This window comes from Chlorobium sp., assembly GCF_036528655.1.
Taxonomy (GTDB): Bacteria; Bacteroidota; Chlorobiia; order Chlorobiales; family Chlorobiaceae; genus Chlorobium.
Genome location: NZ_JAIGND010000013.1, coordinates 83236 through 100541 on the forward strand (window position 1 = coordinate 83236; position 17306 = coordinate 100541).

General features: G+C 52.2%; 15 protein-coding genes. All 15 read right to left on the minus strand.

The features are described from left to right. Nucleotides 1-6: 6 nt before the first annotated feature. The 15 genes from K4305_RS04935 to K4305_RS05005 all read right to left on the minus strand — a co-directional run bounded on the left by K4305_RS04935 (nucleotide 7) and on the right by K4305_RS05005 (nucleotide 16967). The gene (locus tag K4305_RS04935) at nucleotides 7-849 is read right to left on the minus strand and encodes a glycosyltransferase family 2 protein (RefSeq protein WP_331561275.1); all 843 of its coding nucleotides are present in this window, start codon (nucleotides 847-849) and stop codon (nucleotides 7-9) included. Nucleotides 850-888: 39 nt separating this feature from the next. Next, nucleotides 889-2103, minus strand: coding sequence for a pentapeptide repeat-containing protein (locus K4305_RS04940; RefSeq protein ID WP_331561276.1), 1215 nt, complete (start codon nucleotides 2101-2103; stop codon nucleotides 889-891). Between the two features lie 43 nt (nucleotides 2104-2146). Next, nucleotides 2147-3454: a hypothetical protein gene (locus K4305_RS04945; protein ID WP_331561277.1), complete on the minus strand. Its 1308-nt coding sequence runs from the start codon at nucleotides 3452-3454 to the stop codon at nucleotides 2147-2149. A gap of 8 nt (nucleotides 3455-3462) precedes the next feature. Beyond that, nucleotides 3463-3861, minus strand: a complete 399-nt coding sequence (locus tag K4305_RS04950; RefSeq protein ID WP_331561278.1) for a DoxX-like family protein — start codon at nucleotides 3859-3861, stop codon at nucleotides 3463-3465. A gap of 108 nt (nucleotides 3862-3969) precedes the next feature. Beyond that, nucleotides 3970-7107 carry an efflux RND transporter permease subunit gene (locus K4305_RS04955; protein ID WP_331561279.1) on the minus strand — a complete coding sequence of 1046 codons (3138 nt, stop codon included), beginning with the start codon at nucleotides 7105-7107 and terminating at the stop codon, nucleotides 3970-3972. Beyond that, nucleotides 7094-8170 carry an efflux RND transporter periplasmic adaptor subunit gene (locus tag K4305_RS04960; RefSeq protein WP_331561280.1) on the minus strand — a complete coding sequence of 359 codons (1077 nt, stop codon included), beginning with the start codon at nucleotides 8168-8170 and terminating at the stop codon, nucleotides 7094-7096. The genes K4305_RS04955 and K4305_RS04960 overlap by 14 nt, the downstream gene beginning before the upstream one ends. A 112-nt stretch (nucleotides 8171-8282) precedes the next feature. Then, a complete protein-coding gene (locus K4305_RS04965) occupies nucleotides 8283-9014 on the minus strand; it encodes a PhoU domain-containing protein (protein ID WP_331561281.1) in 732 nt (243 codons plus the stop codon). A 127-nt stretch (nucleotides 9015-9141) separates the two neighbouring features. Continuing rightward, nucleotides 9142-9828, minus strand: a complete 687-nt coding sequence (gene phoU, locus K4305_RS04970; protein WP_331561282.1) for a phosphate signaling complex protein PhoU — start codon at nucleotides 9826-9828, stop codon at nucleotides 9142-9144. An 18-nt stretch (nucleotides 9829-9846) separates the two neighbouring features. Continuing rightward, a complete protein-coding gene (gene pstB / locus K4305_RS04975; protein WP_331561283.1) occupies nucleotides 9847-10707 on the minus strand; it encodes a phosphate ABC transporter ATP-binding protein PstB in 861 nt (286 codons plus the stop codon). A 5-nt stretch (nucleotides 10708-10712) separates the two neighbouring features. Then, a complete protein-coding gene (gene pstA / locus K4305_RS04980; RefSeq protein WP_331561284.1) occupies nucleotides 10713-12059 on the minus strand; it encodes a phosphate ABC transporter permease PstA in 1347 nt (448 codons plus the stop codon). A 54-nt stretch (nucleotides 12060-12113) separates the two neighbouring features. Next, entirely contained in the window at nucleotides 12114-13277 is a 1164-nt protein-coding gene (locus K4305_RS04985) for a PstC family ABC transporter permease (RefSeq protein ID WP_331561285.1), read from the minus strand. 204 nt (nucleotides 13278-13481) lie between these two features. Continuing rightward, a complete protein-coding gene (locus K4305_RS04990; RefSeq protein WP_331561286.1) occupies nucleotides 13482-14306 on the minus strand; it encodes a phosphate ABC transporter substrate-binding protein in 825 nt (274 codons plus the stop codon). Between the two features lie 133 nt (nucleotides 14307-14439). Next, nucleotides 14440-15255, minus strand: coding sequence for a phosphate ABC transporter substrate-binding protein (locus K4305_RS04995; RefSeq protein WP_331561287.1), 816 nt, complete (start codon nucleotides 15253-15255; stop codon nucleotides 14440-14442). A gap of 143 nt (nucleotides 15256-15398) precedes the next feature. Further along, nucleotides 15399-16547, minus strand: coding sequence for a putative porin (locus K4305_RS05000; RefSeq protein WP_331561288.1), 1149 nt, complete (start codon nucleotides 16545-16547; stop codon nucleotides 15399-15401). 159 nt (nucleotides 16548-16706) lie between these two features. Then, a complete protein-coding gene (locus tag K4305_RS05005) occupies nucleotides 16707-16967 on the minus strand; it encodes a hypothetical protein (protein ID WP_331561289.1) in 261 nt (86 codons plus the stop codon). Nucleotides 16968-17306: the final 339 nt, after the last annotated feature.

Below are 17306 nucleotides of genomic sequence, written 5' to 3' on the forward strand. Positions count from 1 at the left end.
TCGTTATCACTCGTAACTGGCGAACAGTTTGAAACCCATAAGGCTGGTCATGGACTGCACGGCGCAGTTGATCCTGCCGATGAACATATCCAGATCGGTAACTTCATGGCTTTTGTCGGCTGCCGCCTGTTCCATGAACTCGATAAACTGATGATAGCGCATGTCGCCGATTCTCGACGACCAGGATACATTGGAAATCCGGAAAGCACAGAGCGGTTCGTCGAGCATGTAAAGATCGCCATGCTTGAGAAGCTGTATCCAGAAATCGAGATCGATGGTATAGGGCACGACGGCCCGGTAGCCGCTGATTCCGGAAATAAGTTCTGCGGGATAAAGCCCGCAAACCGGCTCACCGATGATGTTGGTGCCCATACGGATCATTTTGCGTATCACATCAACCGGTTCGATACGTCCGGCTGAGACAAAATTAACCTTCTTGATGAGCGGCTTGCCCTCAGGATCGATTATGGTTCGCGGACAACTGACAAGGCTGACCCCTGCATGCAGGGGATAGTCGAAAACCGCCACCTGCTTTTCAAGGCATTCAGGAAAAAGTATATCGTCGCCGCAAACCAGTTTGACGTACTTCCCCCGTACGTCGCTGATCGCCCGGTTCCAGTTCTTTTCAGGACCGAGATTGACCGGATTTTTATAGAGTTTTATCCGGGAATCTGAAAAAGATGCCGCAATATCGAACGATTCGTCGTTTGAAGCATCGTCATAAATAAGCAGTTCGAAATCGGTGAACGTCTGCGAGAGAATCGACTGTATGGTATCACCGATAAAACGCGCATTATTGTACATCGGAATGGCAACCGACACGAACGGCCGGTTTCGTGAAAACTTCATAGTGACCTCCTTGGAAACAGATCTCCGGACCTCCGGATGCTATTGAACAAACACCGCATCATGACGCTCCGCCCATTCGGGCGTTGCATTTTTGCCGGAATCGAGCACGGTTGCGGAGGAAACCTTCACGCCGTTCAGGCGAGCATGGCTGAGGTTTGCTCTCCAGAGATTCGCGCCGGAAAGATCGGCGCCTCCGAGATCGGCCTTTTCAAGACCGGCCTCGCGCATATCGCATTCTGAAAGATCGGCATGACGCAGGTCGGCATCGAACAGATCGGCTTTTTTGAAACTGGCGCCATGCAGTTTCGCATGGGATAGATCAGCATTGCTCAGGTTTTTTGCGTCAAACTTCGCACCCTGAAAATCGACGACCAGATCTCTCTGGCGTTTGCGCATATCGTTCCAGCCGGACGAACCCGACTTGAGCTTTTTGAACAGCTGCTGATCGTATGCCGCATGTTCATTACCCGACTTGCGCCAGATATTTCCTGCATCGAGAGCCTTGCCCCTGTGCGGATTTGCTGTAAACGCTACCACCGCCTGCTGTCGCGAAGATCCTGCCTGGTTACCGGAAAACGATGTTGCGACCGTAGCATCCTGTACCGTAGAGTTACCTGCTGCCGTTTTCGGCATATCTCCCGAAAACAACACCTGATGAACCGAAGCCCATTCCGACGAAGCATATTTGCCGGACGATAGCACAGTCGTAGCAGATACTTTGGCGCCCTTCATATCGGTACGGCTCATATCCGCCCTCCACAGATAAGCCGCACGAAAATCGGCGCCGGTCAGTACTGCGCCGGCAAGCACCGCCTCCCTGAAGTTGGTTTCCTGAAGATCGGCACCGCTGAAATCGACGTCCGTGCAATCGGCTTTTTTCAGAACAGCCGCCCTCAAAGACGCCCCTTTCATTGACGCTCCCTCCAGTATGGCGCTCTCGATATCGGCTCGATCGAGCCTCGCATGATCGAGCGAAGCCCTGACAAGAACGGCTCCGTTAAGTATCGAACCATCGAGTTTCGCGCCTTTCAGCACCGCGCCGGTAAGATCGGTATTGCCAAGGTGTGCGCCCGACAGATCGGCATTGCTGAAATCGGCGCCTCTGAGTTTCATGCCTTTGAGCTGTACGCCTGAAAAATCGATGAACGCTCCCCTCGACTCGACACGGAAAGCGTTCCAGGCTTTAACGCCGGTTCTGAGAAGCTGCAGCTGCGAAGCATCGAAGGCAGATGCCGGGATGAAAGTTGAATGCATGAGAACAGCCGCAAAAAGCAGCGAACGGATTGTAACATTTCTCTTATTTGGCATGACGTTCAAGATTGTCAAGGTTTTCGCGGTAGAGTTCGGGCACAAGGTTTTTCAGGAGATAAGCCACGGAAAAACCGAAAACAATGCCTGAACAACCAAGAAGAATATCATTGTCGAAAAAGAAGGCCAACAGCACCGCCGTTGCCGAAAGGAGCATCACCGTCAGCTGCCGGAAAGCCCTCTTCATGGTTTCGCCGGACAGGAGTGCAGAAAGAGCACTCTGACTTCTGAGCTTTTCAAGAGAACCCGCTCTCATTATTGAGGGTACGACGATATAAATCATGCCGATAAAGGAAAAGGTAATCCATCCGAGCAATGCGGCATGGGTATGGGAATGGTATATCCACATCTTGTCAATGCGAATGGGAGGGTGGGAACCGAAGGGTATTCCCTTGATATAATAGATGTTCATGATGCCGAAAGCGCTTGTAGCGAAAAGCAGGGCAAGTCCGGTAAGAAGAAACGCGAGCGCCGGGTGGCGGAAGCTCGTCCTGAAAAAATTGTAGAGATAGATGGCAAATCCGCCAAGCATGGCCATGACTCCGAAAAGCAGGATATGACTGATGAGCATCATGCCGAAATAGTGACCGATGAGGATAACAACAAGGAAAAGCAGCACGCCGCCGACGAATATATAGAACCAGAGACTGAAAAGGGTCTTCATCAGCTCGCGTTTCGACGATCCCCGCCATGCGTAGGTGTAAAGAAATCCCATAACGCTGATGCTGAGAGGAAACGATGAACCGAGAAAATATGCCGACTGCGTCACGAAAAAAGGAATGAGGCCGCTATCGGGAAACGCTTCTTTCAGGCCGAGCGTAAACAGACCGAGATTGGCATTCAGGAGAAAGAGCACATCGAAAATGTAATAACGCACCGATACCTCTTTCCAGATATTTTTAATGGAGAGTGTCCTGAATATCTCGATCAGCGGACCGGCAACAACCGTCATGAGAAAAAGTCCCGTGGCGGCTTTCAGAAGAGGCCACTCCAGCAGTACGGCAACGGTAATGGAAGCGACCGCTCCAAGTACTGAAACGATATAGCGCATCTGTTTTAGAGGATTTACGACAAGCTCCGGGTAGATCGCTGCCGTCAGATAGCGGTTGAGCAGGAGGATTGCAAGATTGCCGAACCCGACAAAAAAGATATAGGGATGAATACGGTGCAAAAAATGGCTTCCGGTAAAGGCTCCCATTGCCCCAAGAATTGCCGCAGACGAAATGACAGCTACGGACACGGCGAAAAAACGCCGGACAACAGTATCGAGACTCATATCAGATTGCAGATGGCTCATAAAAAAAATCAGCTGTTTTCCTTGGCTTTTTTCAACTCAATAATCGCGATCAGAGAGAGACAGATCAACGAAACGTTCAGCGTCAGCGGATTGAAGGGTTCGGTAAACAGATATGGCTCGAAAATCAGCACATAAACCAGCAGCGCTGCGAGCGCCACGATATTGAACAGGAACACCCATAGCCGGCGAGCGAAAAGAAGAATCAGACCAAAAATGATCTCTCCGGCGCCCATCCAGCTGACCGCCATGCAGGCCCACTCGTATACCGGTATGACATGTCCGAGCAGTTCGATCTCTCCTGAACTCCGACAGACAAGCTTCGGTACGGCCCCCTGATAGATCCAGGAAAACCCAAGAGCCATCCTGCTGATCAGAAGTGCCGGATGGGAGACGAATGATGCTTGCATACTGAAACTTGTCAGGTGAATGTCTACGAATCTCTTTAAGCAAGATAACAGTTCGGTATAAAAGGAAACGCATGATAAATGACAATAAAAGAAGCTTCCATGAGCCGATCAGGAAAGATCCCGGGATTTTGCTGCCGGACGCCACCTGTTTACCAACCTATCAAATCGAAGCCTGAGCCTGTCGAAACCGACATAGACCACCGGAATCACCAGCAGGGTAAGAAACATGGAACTGGCAAGTCCGCCGATCAGCGCTACGGCAAGCCCCGATTTCCATTCTGAACCCGAACTTCCGGAAAGAGCGATCGGCATAAGCCCGAAAACAAGGGTGAAGGTGGTCATCAGAATTGGCCGCAGCCGATCCCTTCCCGCTTCTATGATTGCTGCATGAAGATCCATCCCGTCCGCACGGAATTTGGTAATGAAATCGACCAGCAGAATGGCGTTTTTACCAACAAGACCGACGAGCATGATGATGCCGAGAATGGTAAAGATACTGAGCGACTTGCCGAAAAGTGCAAGCGCGAACAGAGCGCCGATGATGGCAAGAGGAATGGAAAACATCACGACCATCGGCCAGATATAGGAATCGTACAAAGCCACCATGATGAGGTAAACAAAAACGATGGCAACAAGAAAAGCCATAAGCAGCGTCGAAAAGGACTCTCCCTGGCGCTTCAGATCCGACTCGTAGGCATGACTCACCCTGGCGGGCATTGTGCCATCACGTTTCATGTTGCCGATGATTCGCTCGATATCCTGTCCGACGCTGCCGACCGGACGATCGATAACCTGGGCCTTTACCCAGACCGCACTGTTGCGGTCCTTGCGCTGGAGTTGCGTATATCCCCGATCCTGCTCGAAGGTAACGAACTGCCCGAGACGCACCAGATCGCCCTGAGGCGTCCGAAGCGCAAGCTGCCCGATGGTTCTCGTGTCCCGGCGAAAATGTTCGTCGAGCATGACACGGATATCGTATTCGTCATCACCTTCCCGATACTTGCCCGCATCGTCACCAGCATAAGCGGTACGAAGCGTCGCGCCGACATCCGATACGTTCAGTCCGAAAGAAGCCATTTTTTCCCGGTCGATCCTCGCCCTCAGTTCAGGACTGCCGACCGAAGATGTAAGTTTGACGTCCGCAGTTCCCGGAACCGTTCTCAGGCTGTCACGAAGCACTTCGGCAACTCGAAGCACCTCGCTGCGGAACGGTCCGCTGAAAATCACCATGACAGGTGTATCGTTGGCCGTTCCAAAAATGCCGATCGGGTTGATGCTTGATTTCAATCCGGGAATATCCTGTAGCATGCCGCGCACCTCCTGCATGAAACGGTCGGTCGAAACTTTGCGCTCTTCCTTTGGAACAAGCCGGATATTCAGCTCCGAAACGTTATCGGCACTCTCGGTAAAAAAACCTTCGGTAGAAGCTCCGACGTTAGCGAGCACTTTTTTCACTTCGGACTTTGAGGATATCCTTCGCTCGATCTGGCGCGTCATGCTGTCAGTGTCCTCGAGGCGGGTTCCCGGTTCGTATTCCATCATCACTGAAAATTCGCCCCGGTCGGAAACTTCAATGAACTCCCCTCCGATAAAGCCGAAAACGAGCAGGCTGAATGAAAGCAGAAGCAGCGCCGTGGCGCCCAGAACAACCTTCCAGCCATTGCGCAGGCTCCATCCGAGCGTTACGGCATATGTCTCCCGAAGACGCTGGAAGTTTCGCTCGAAACCTACAGCAAAACGCGAGAACGCATTGACCGGCTGCAGATGCCCGACGCGGGAAAAACGCGAAGCAAGAAGCGGAGTTACTGTAAATGAGACGAAAAGACTTACCATGGTGGAAAGCACCATGACGATTGCGAATTCGCGAAGAATATTGCCGACGATGCCGCTGACAAGCGAGAGGGGAAGAAACACCACCACATCGACCAGCGTTATGGACAGCGCGGTAAAGCCGATTTCGTTCCTGCCGCGAAGCGCAGCCTCGCGAGGCTCCATCCCCTGTTCGAGGTAGCGATAGATGTTTTCAAGCACCACGATCGAGTCATCGACAAGAATGCCCACAACCAGCGACAGGGAAAGCAGCGTCATGAGATTCAGCGAAAAATCGAACAGATACATTCCGATGAAGGTAGTGACCAGGGACGTCGGAATAGAAACCATGACAATCAGGGAGTTGCGCAGACTGTGCAGGAAAAGCAGCATGACAAGCGCAACGAGCAGGACAGCGATCACCAGATCGTGCTGCACGGCTGTAACCGCTTCGAGCGTAAAAGTCGAAGCGTCCTGGGCAATATCGAAACGAAGGTTTTCATCGCTGTACAGGGATTCAAGCGTTTTTATCCTTTCGCGAACCAGGCGGCTGACATCGACTGTATTGGCATCGCTCTGCTTCATGATCATGAGCCCCACGGCACTCCGCCCGTTTATGCGCGTCAGTGTGGTTACATCCCGGAACCCGTCGCGGACCTCGGCCACATCGGCAAGCCGTATGCTGCCACCATCTGCGTCTGTTCGAAGGACGAGCTGCTTCACCTCGTCGAGCGACGCGAATTTACCCGCAAGCCGCAGAACAAACTGGCGTTCGGCAGTATCGACGGTCCCGGTAGGAAAATCGAGGTTGGCCCGGCCTATTGAACCGAGCGTTTCCGAAACAGTCAGACCATAGGATTCAAGCCGGCCAGGATCGAGGTTCACCCTGATCTCCCGCTCAAGTCCGCCGGTCAGGTAGACCTGGCCGACACCTGCGATACTTGAGAACTGCGGCTTTATATTATCCTTGAGAAGCTGATAGAATCTTGCTTCAGGCAGCGAAGAGGTTGCGCCAAAGCGAAGCACCGGAACTTCGTCGAGCGCGAATTTGCTTATTACCGGTTCTTTTGCGTCATCGGGGAGCATGCTGCGGATCTCGCTGACCTTGCGCTGGGCGTCCTGAAGCGACTTGTCGATATCGGCATCGTTGGAAAACTCAATGGTGACGACAGACATCCCTTCGGACGAGGTCGAAGAAACCGTCGAAATCTTCTCGAGAGCCGACACAGCCTCCTCGACCGGTCTTGTGACCGATGTTTCGACTTCAGAGGGTGATGCTCCGGGATACTGCAAAGCAACGGACACGACAGGCGGCGTCATCTTCGGCAGCAGTTCGTACTGCAGTTGCAGGTAACTGAACAGCCCGAGAATACCGAGCACGGAAAACAGAACGACGATCAGGGTCGGTCGCCTGATGGACAGTTCAGTCAGAGTCATTGCGCGTCTTCCTTTCCGTTCGGGCAATAACCCTTACCTGTATGCCGTCCCGAAGCTCGTTCTGGCCGTTGGTCACCACCAGTTCGCCATCAGAAAGGCCGGAGGCAACCGCAAGATAATCGCCATACTCGTTGCCTACGGTTATTTTGCGTAAACGCGCAGTGCGGTTTTTCACGACATAGACGTCAGGGCTCATGATGCTGCCGGCAAGCGCAGTTCGGGGAATAACCGTAACGTTATGCATTTCGGTACCTTTCAGGATTATGCGCACGAACATGCCTGCACGCAAAGGCTCCGGTCCCGGGTTCGCAAGTATGGCTTCAGCTTCGTAAGTGCGACCGCTTCCGGCCTTGCCGCTCAGCGTTGCAAGCCGACCCTCCAGAGTAACCCCGTTACCGGCAAGCACGGTTAACGGATACCCCGGAGCAATACCCCGAACCTCTTTTTCGGTAAGAAAAAACTTCACGCGCAAACGGGAAATATCCACAATATCGGCAACCTTCATCCCCGGCTGTACCATTTCACCCTCATCGACCAGTTTACGGGATACAGTTCCGGCAACCGGAGCCGTTATTCTCGTGTTGCCGAAAAGCTTTCGGGCTTCGATCATATCGGTCTCTGCCTCCTGGCGCTTCAGGCGCATCGACTCGAAAACAGAAACGGAGACAGCTCCTTCAGCCTGAAGCGCCTTGTACCGATTGTAATCAAGAACTGCCTTCTCGTAGGCGATCTGCGCTTTTTTCAGGGACGAACGCTGTAATTCGTCATCCACCACAAACAGAACATCTCCAGCTTTTTTAAAGGAGCCAACCTCGGCTGCCGTTTTTCTGACAAGCCCGGAAGTTTCCGAGCGAATTTCCACATCCGTGAACGCCTCCGCAGTACCGGTCACAGAAACAGAGTCGCGAACCGACTCCCGGCGAACCGTAAACGTCGCGACAGGAAGGGCCTGCTGATAATCCGGCGCAATCCGAACCGGTTCGCTCCGATGCTGAAACCACCAGAACACCACTGAAAACAGGGCGACCAGTATAATCGATATCGTAATTTTCTTCTGTTTCATCGTCTCAGGCTTGAAAGCCAACCATTACCGACAACCGTTATAACGCGAAAGGCGGAACATAAGCTCCGCCCTCTCTGAAAAAAAGTACAAATGGCATCAACCGCTGCAGCATTCAGCAGAAATTGCTCGATATGGAGCATGAAATATCGGCAGAAGCCTTCACGTGATCGAGAATCGAAAGAATGCCTGTCAGGTTGGTAATGTTCTGGTCGTTCACCGAAGATTTGATCTTCTCCACCGCCCGGTCGTAGAGATCCTGGATCTCCTTCATCATATCGAGCGTCTCCCGGGCATGCTTCGAGTTTCCGCTCACGAATGCCTCGACGGCTTTCTTGATCATTTCTGCGGTAATATCCCCCATCGGTTTCAGGCCATACTCGTCCTTGTGCAGATCCTGAACATTTGCGAACTGTACATGCGCGGTCTTGTCGGCAATGTTGAGTGCGAACTGGGCAATACGCTCGAGCTCCTGCAGAATCATGCGGGCATTGCGCACGACGTCAAGCTGCTCCTCGTTCAGCCCCTGGAACGCAGCATAGGCGATAGTGAGATACTCAATTTCGAACTTCCCTTTCTGGATATACTCTTCATCGAACTTGAACGCCGAGGCTGCAAGCTCAACGTTTTTCTTCGTTGAAGCGCGAATGACGAGCATCAGGTTGTTTTCGACATTCGAAGAAAGCTTGGTAAGCTTCTGCTTGAGCGATTCGAGCTGAATATGAACCGCCTCCCTTGGTCTGGTAGAGAGATTGAACTTCGCCGGATCGATCTGAATGGTAAATGCTTTCGGTGTTTCAGCGGCTTTCGGGGCATCTCCGAAAATCTTGCCAAGAAGATTTGCCATATTGTTTGGAACTCCATGCTTGTTTAAGAAGACCGGATTTTGAGATGTTGCGTAATTTACCTAACGAAAAAGGTTTATTCAAAAAAAAACATCTTCCATCCGGCTCCCGGCCTCTGTCGAGAAGGGTTCAGTCTTTAAGAGACTGGATAAGTTTTTCATAACCGCTGTCGGAATGGCGGGCAATTTCCCCGGTCACCAGGTAAATGACCTCGCTGGCGATTCTCGTTGCATGATCTGCCATTCTCTCGATATACCTCGAAATGCTGAGCGCGGCGATCAGCTGATCGACATCGGCATCCGAATCTTTCATCTGACGGGCCACCTTCTTGAATACGGCGCTGTGCATGGCGTCGATCTCTTCGTCCATAGCCTCGACCCTATCGGCAAGAATACGATCCTTGTTGACGAATGCCTCGATGGATTTTGCCGTCATCTCGCCGGCATGCCGGCCCATGTTCTCGAAATCGAACTTGTCGAGCATCTCCGGACCGATCTCCGGCATCCGCTCGATGATATGCACCGCCAGATCGCCTATCCGTTCGAGATCGTCATTGATCTTCATGATGGTCACGATGGTGCGCAGATCGCGGGCAACCGGCTGCTGCAGGGCAAGAAACGCGAGGCAGCGCTCTTCAAGCCTGACCTCGGTCAGATCGATCTCGTCGTCCATGAGCCTGATCGCCCTGGCACGCTCCTCGTCCTGTTGCCTGACGGCCTCCATTGCATCGTAAAAATTCTGCAGAACCTTGTTGGACAGCTCGACAAGCGCCTCCGAAAGCTCTCTGATATGTTCGTGTACCGGCCTGTCTGACATGGCGATAAAATGGTTTCGTTAGCTGAATCTTCCGGTAATGTAATCTTCGGTCATCCGGTCTTTCGGGTTTGTGAACAGTTGTGCGGTCGGCGCATATTCAACCAGCACTCCCTCGTAAAAAAACATGGTATAGTCCGAGACCCTCGAAGCCTGCTGCATATTGTGCGTGACGATCATGATCGTGTAGCTGCCGCGAAGTTCCTGTATGAGATCCTCGATCTTGGCGGTAGCTTTGGGATCGAGCGCGGAAGTAGGCTCGTCGAGCAGAAGAATTTCCGGCTCCACGGCAAGCGCACGGGCCACACAGAGTCGCTGCTGCTGTCCGCCGCTGAGGCCGAGGGCATTCCTGTCGAGCCGATCGCTCACCTCATCCCACAAGGCGGCTTTGCGAAGGCTGCGTTCGACAACTTCGGCGAGCTGCTTCCTGTCGTTCATCCCGTGCAGTCTCGGGCCGTAGGCGATATTGTCGAAAATGGATTTCGGAAACGGATTCGGCTTCTGGAACACCATGCCGATTTTCTTGCGAAGCAGAACTTCGTCGGTGAATTTACCATAAATATCTTCGCCGTCAAACAGCAACGCCCCGGTAGTATGGCAACCAGGTATCAGATCGTTCATCCGGTTGATCGCCCTGAGATAGGTGCTTTTACCGCAGCCGCTTGGCCCGATAATGGACGTCACGTATTTGGAAAGCACATCGGCATTGACTTTTTTTACGGCTTCAAATTCACCATAATAGATTGAAAAATCCTTTGCCGTGACATGCGGGATGCCTCCTCCCGATATCTGTTTCCTTTCGGAAGGCAGATAAATATCGCGCGTAGCGGTTTTCACCTGCTCTTTCTGTGATGTATCTCTGCCATCTGCTGTCATCTGCATGATCCTCAGCCTTTTAATTTTTTGGAAATACGCGCTCTCAGAAGAATAGCCGAAAGATTCAGCAGCAGTACGATCGAAACAAGCGCAAGTACCATCCCGTACTGCACATGGCGAATTTCAGCCGCTGCCTCATGTTCGCTTGCAAGGTTGTAGATATTCCAGGAAAGCGCAGGAGTTGGTGACGATAAAACATCGGCAATACCTATCGCCGAACCCACACTGACCGCTGCAGTGAAAATGATCGGTGCGGTTTCGCCTGCAGCCCTGCCGAGACTGATAACCCCGCCGGTAAGAATCCCCGGAAGAGCCGCAGGTAGAATAACGGTCATGATGGTGTTCCACTTCGTTGAACCAAGACTGAGCGACGCCTCCTTGTATGTCTTCGGTACGGAAAGAATGGCCTCCTCGGCTGCGCGAATAATGGTAGGCAGAATCATGATAGCGAGCGTCAGAGAACCGGCAAGCACGCTTTTCGACTCCGAAACCTTAAGTGTGTTGATGAAAAAAGCCAGACCGAACAGACCGAAAACGATACTCGGCACACCGGCAAGCGTACTGTTGGCGCTGCGAAGCATGCTTGTGAAAAAACCGTCGCGGGCATATTCGGTAAAATAAATGGCCGCAATGACGCCGAGAGGAAAAGCAAAAAGCATGGCACCGACGGCAAGAAAAAAAGTCCCCTGAATTTCAGGCCAGATGCCTCCGAAAATATGCGAATCCACAGAACTGTCCGTCAGAAAACCCCAGTAGATGGTAAACCGGGGCCGAAGCATCTTGTCGAGGTTGTTTTCAACATAAGGAAACAGCTTGACAAGCGACGTGCCCTCGAACTCGGCGGCACGGCTGACGAAATACTCCTTTGCCATCGCATTCGGATCGGAATAATCCCATTTCGCTTCATATAACAGCTCATGCAGCTTCTCCTCGGCCTTCTCCCACCGCGTCTGTCCATACCTGTACCTGGTCAGAATCGCCTCCTCGTCTCCGGGCAGCGGGCCGATAAGATGGCGGAGCGCCGTTTGCACAGGGCCATATTTCGAACGGAATTCCTGCTGCCGTTCAGGCTCCATCGTCTCCATCTCCGTTTCAAAGCGTGCGAGCAGGCTGTACGCCTCCTTTCGATAAGCTTCGGCAGCTGCATTTTCTTTGTCGAGTTCAGCCTTGTCGCCCTTTCCGAATTCATTATAAAGCATGTTGCGATGCTCGATCGTTTCGGTGAAAAACACCGCTCCCAGCCCATTATGTACTATCGGAACGATAACAATCAGGAGCGCTATTCCCATGACGGCAATAGAACCGATGCCGACGGCGCTGAACGAACGGTCAAGGATTTTTCTTGTTCCAAGGTTCATGATTGCAGATTCTGATTATAAAAACATTCCCATTCGCACAGGAAACCCCCGTACTTACTGACCTGAAAGGATCTTTCTCTGGCGAACCACAATCCGTTCACTGACGAGATTGCTGAAGAAACTGATAACCAGCAGAAAAAGACCCATGGCGAAAAGCACATGGTAGCGTGCCGAACCGGTGACCTGATCGGCCTCTCCCATATCGCCGGCAATCGTAGCCGTCAGCGTCCTTACGGCTTCAAGGTAGTTGAACCATGGTTCAGGAATATGCGACGAATTGCCGGAAGCCATCCAGACAACCATCGTCTCGCCCAGCGCGCGCATGACACCGAGAATCACGGCAGCAAGAATACCGCTGCTCGCTGCCGGCAGAACGGTTCTCACTATGGTTTCCGCCCGGGTTGAACCAAGCGCATAGCTCCCCTCTCGCAACTCGCGACCAACAGCCTGCAAGGCGTCTTCGGAAACGCTGACGATGGTCGGGAGCGCCATGAAACTCAGAATAATAGAAACGTTCAATGCATTGGTACCTGACATTATCTCTATCTGCCGCAGCACAGAACCGACCCAGTAGAGAAAGCCGAGTGCAGCTGCACCAAAGACAACGAGCAGCGTTGTCGACATCAGCTGCCGCCTGCTCTGATCCTCGATGTTCGCAGTCAGGAGATCGGATATGACGATAATGGCCAGCAGCAGAAACGGAGCGGCGAGCACCCACCAGGCCCACATGAGAATAGGCCCTCCCTGGGTCTGAAGGAGCGGCGCAAATATGACAAGAGCAAAAAAGCCGAACGCGACGGAAGGAATGGCGGCAAGCATTTCGATAACCGGCTTGGCATATTGCCTGACTGAAAAAGGAAGAATATCGCTGAGGCAGATCGCCGCGGAAACACCCATCGGCACCGCAAGCAGCGTCGAGCCGAGCGTAACCATGAGACTTCCGTAGATGATGGCAAGAGCGCCGAACTTGCCGGGTTCGTCAGCCGGATACCAGTCGGTGCTGGTAAAAAACTCTGCGAATCCCCTCGCCTGAAAATAGGGAACGGCATCGACCGCCACGAAATAAAAAATGAAAAACACGACGATCGCAACAAACGAGGCAATCAGAAGCAGCGTTGATTCGCCGACTCTCTTGGCGAATTTCTGGAACTTCCTTTTCCCGGCACTTACAACGAATGCTCCGGAGCGGCCGCTCTCTTTCCTGACATCTTCACTCATAACGATGGAATTGATTTCCGTATCATTGCCGGAACACCTATGTTCCGTCTTCATTTTCGAACGCCACAATCTACAGTCCTTTTCTGCAAGAAAAAACCGGATAATGTTACAAGTATGCAACAACTCCGGCAGGACAATAAAAAAGCCGATACCACGTGCGATTATGGATCGGCTCTGCTCAATAACATCTGTATCCCCTTCCGGTTACCTGACGATAAAACCCAACTCAGTGATCATCCTTTTGCCATCGGGCGTACCTGCGAGATCGACGAAAGTTTTCAGCGTCCCGGAAGGCTTGTCGGCAGTATAGAAATACAGGGGCCTCGATACGGTATACGTTCCGCTTTTCACTGTTGCCTTCGAAGGCAGAACGCCATTGACCGAAACCGGTTTGACGGAACGATCCACAAATCCGAGACCAATAAATCCGATTGCCGAACGGGTTGAAGCAATGCGGCTCTTGATGGCGCCGTTACTGGCCTGCGTTTCGGCAGTTCTGGAAATCCGGGCGGTTTTTCCCATGACCAGCTCCTTGAACGCCTCCTGTGTGCCACTGTTCGACTCGCGCTGGATCACCACGATTTTCGCATTCGGCCCGCCCACCTGGTTCCAGTTGATGACGCGCCCGGAATAAATATCTTTTATCTGTGCCTTGGTCAGGTTTCTGACGGGATTGCCCGGATGGACAACCATGGCGATGCCGTCAAGCGCAACAACATGCCGCACCGGAACAATGCCTTTTTTCTTTGCAGCTGCAAGCTCGTTCGGCTTCATTGCGCGCGACATGGTGGCGATATCACAGGTTTTATTGATCAGGCCTTTCGCGCCGTTTCCGCTGCCCGACTCGCTGACCGTCACCTTCACGCCGTATTTCTTCGTAAAGTAAGTGGCAAACGACTTCGCAAGCGGTCCGACTGTAGTCGATCCATCAAGAACTATTGTATTGCCCGCCACAGCGTGCACGGGAGCCGAGAACACAAAAGAGAGCAGCGCAAGCAGCAGCAGGACGTTTTTCATCGTTTTCCTCATATCAGATATCGGTTATGCAATGGTTGATCTGTATCTGAAAGTATGAAAAGAGCCGGGAATATAAAACCGAAAAGCCGTCATGGGGCTGACGGCTTTTCGAAGAAAGAACGGGGAAAGAAACCAAGAGTTACTATCAGCGGTTCACAAAACCAAGCTCAGAAATCATGCGTTTGCCTTCGGCAGTATTCTTAAGATCGATGAACTGTTTGACCACGCCGGTCGGCTGTCCGTTGGTGTACATGAAAAGCGGACGGGAAATCGGATAGGTGCCATTCTTCACCGTGCGTTCGTCAGGCTCGACGCCATCTACCATAAGCGGCTTCACCGAATTATCCACGAATCCGAGACCGATAAAGCCGATGGCACCGGGAGTCGAAGCAACGCGATTTTTTACGGCACCGTTGCTGGCCTGTGTTTCGGCACGCTTCGAAATCGGATTACCTTTGCCCATAACAAGCGAAACGAAAGAATCCTGGGTGCCGCTGTTCGACTCGCGCTGGATCTTCACGATCGGCGCGCTCGGACCACCGACCTGGCTCCAGTTGGTAACCTTGCCGGTATAGATATCGCGGATCTGTGCTTTCGAAAGCTTCTGCACCCGATTGCTCGGATGCACCACGACAGCAAGACCGTCGAGAGCAACGATATGCTCGACCGGATTGACTCCTTTGGCTTTAGCAGCAGCAACCTCTTTGTCCTTCATTTCACGTGACATGTTTGCGATATCGCATGTCCCGTTGATAATGCTTTTGGCACCGTTACCGGAACCGGACTCGCTCACCGTAACCTGGACGCCGGTGGTTTTGGTGAAATAGGTCGCAAAGGATTTTGCGATAGGACCGACCGTGGTGGAACCGTCCATCACGATCTTGCTGGCCGCATCGGCAGTACCCGCGGCCATAAAACCGAGAACCGCCGCACTGAAAGCTATTTTCCTGAAAAAATTCATTGTTTTCTTATTGTTTGATTTGTTAAAGCAATAAAAGATCTCCGCACAAACCGGTTTCCCCGGCATACAGCCGGCTGCCCCACACGGGCAGCCGTACCGCTAAAGAACAGCCACACACGTAAAAAAAACGGCAATACAAGCAATCAGAACTTCACCACCACGTCAGCCTGCAGCAGGTGATTGGTGACGCTGTCGTCATCGATCTTGCTGAAGTTCATGTAGGTCGCGCCAAGCGTCATGTTCTGCACCAGATGGTATGTCGCATTCAGCTTGAAGCCTTCGAGATCGGTCGAAGAACCTCCGTTGCGATCAGAGTCGGTAAGGAAGGTAACCGCATCCTTTTCGATGGTGACATACTCGCCGCTGACCGCCCACTCTCCAGGATTCTTGGCGCCGCCGATCTGCAGGCCGATAAGATAGGCGTCGCGCTTGTCGTCATCGATATTGTACCTGTCGGAACGGGTCGCATCATTTGAGGCGGTATTGAACGCATACTGACCGTACACTTTCCATGGAACGGTTTCTGTAATAGAGCCGCCAACGCTTGCGAACAGCTCGACGATATTGAAATCCTTACCCTCATAATTAAAATCAGGCTTGGAGCCCAGATCCGGATCATCAGAGCGTTTGACATCAAGATTTACAAGGTCGTAATAACCTGCACCAATTTTGTATCTCAGATCACTGACTTCGCCTGTATAGGCAAGTTGAGCAGAAACGATATATCCGTCAACTTCCCTATAGTCTGGAGCAGCTTTATCATCACCGTTGTTCTCGTTTACTGCATAGTATCCCAAGACCGCATTCACGCCATCCTTCTCCTTTCCGTCTGCGTCTTTCCCGTACTGCAGGGTTGCACCCTCAAGGGTGATATCGCTGTCCCATAAAAGATCCTTCATGACGATGAGTGTTTTCGCAACATCCCGTTTACCGAGAATAACATTGACGTCGCCGTTCAGGAACATCGGGTGGTAATCGACGAATGCCTCATTCAGATATATGCCATCGGCTAAAAACGAATCATCGAAGGTCTCGTTCCTTGAGGTTGTCTCGCTGCCGCCTGTCGAAAGCTGCAGACCGGCAGAAAGCTCCTCGGTGATCCAGGGGTAGACGCCGAAACGCACGCGCATGCGGTGACGGTCGCGGCTGTGATCGTCGTCTTTGGATTCGTTATCCTTGAATGTCGATTCGTAACGGTAGCGGATATCTCCTTTCCAGTTCCAGTCAACGGCCTCTGCGTTGTTGTAGCCGATGGCAGCTGCCAGACCGACCAGTAAAGCGACTTTTTTCATAACTCGATTGTGTTGGTTAGTGTGTTGCATTCGTGAATACGGCCATGCCTGAAAGCATGCTCCTGATTCGTGAGACAATCTACCACTCCTTCTGTTGAGGAATCGTTACGGAACTGCTACAAGATTGCAAACAAACAGGCAGTGGCCGGGAAACGCCTGCTACAGCGAGATATCGGTGACGATCACCGCCCCTTTGAAACGGCCGTCGGGAAACACCACGCGCCCTTTCGAGTTGATGACGAGGTGCGGAAAACCGTTCTTTGAAAGCAGATCGAGCAGCTTCAGCAGATCCTTCCGCCCCGACGGCTTGATGATAAGATCCGCAAGCGCATTGACCTTACGAACCTCATGCGCCTTCAGCTCCTCATGCACGTAAAATTCCGCATCGATATCCGCCCTCAGTTCATCGAGCCGCAGCATATGTGTCCTCCCCCTTGTTTTGATTCAATACCTCCCCACTCTCCTGCAATCCGCAGGCAAAAAAAACGGAGTATCGGGTGCTTTGCATCCGGGAGTATCTCTCGCTGACGCATCGAGGGAGTATCATTCGCTTCGCGAATGGGAACATCGCGCTCCGCACGGCATAAGAATTTTTCTCGCTCCAACTCTTTACTCCCGTCTTCAATCCGTGCAAATCCGATTTCAATCAGCGGGAACCGCGTTCTTCCTCTTATAGCTGGATAGCGAGACAGCTGGATGGCTCAATAGCAAGAAAACATCACCCATAGCGCTTAACCCATTAATCCGTGCCAATCCGTG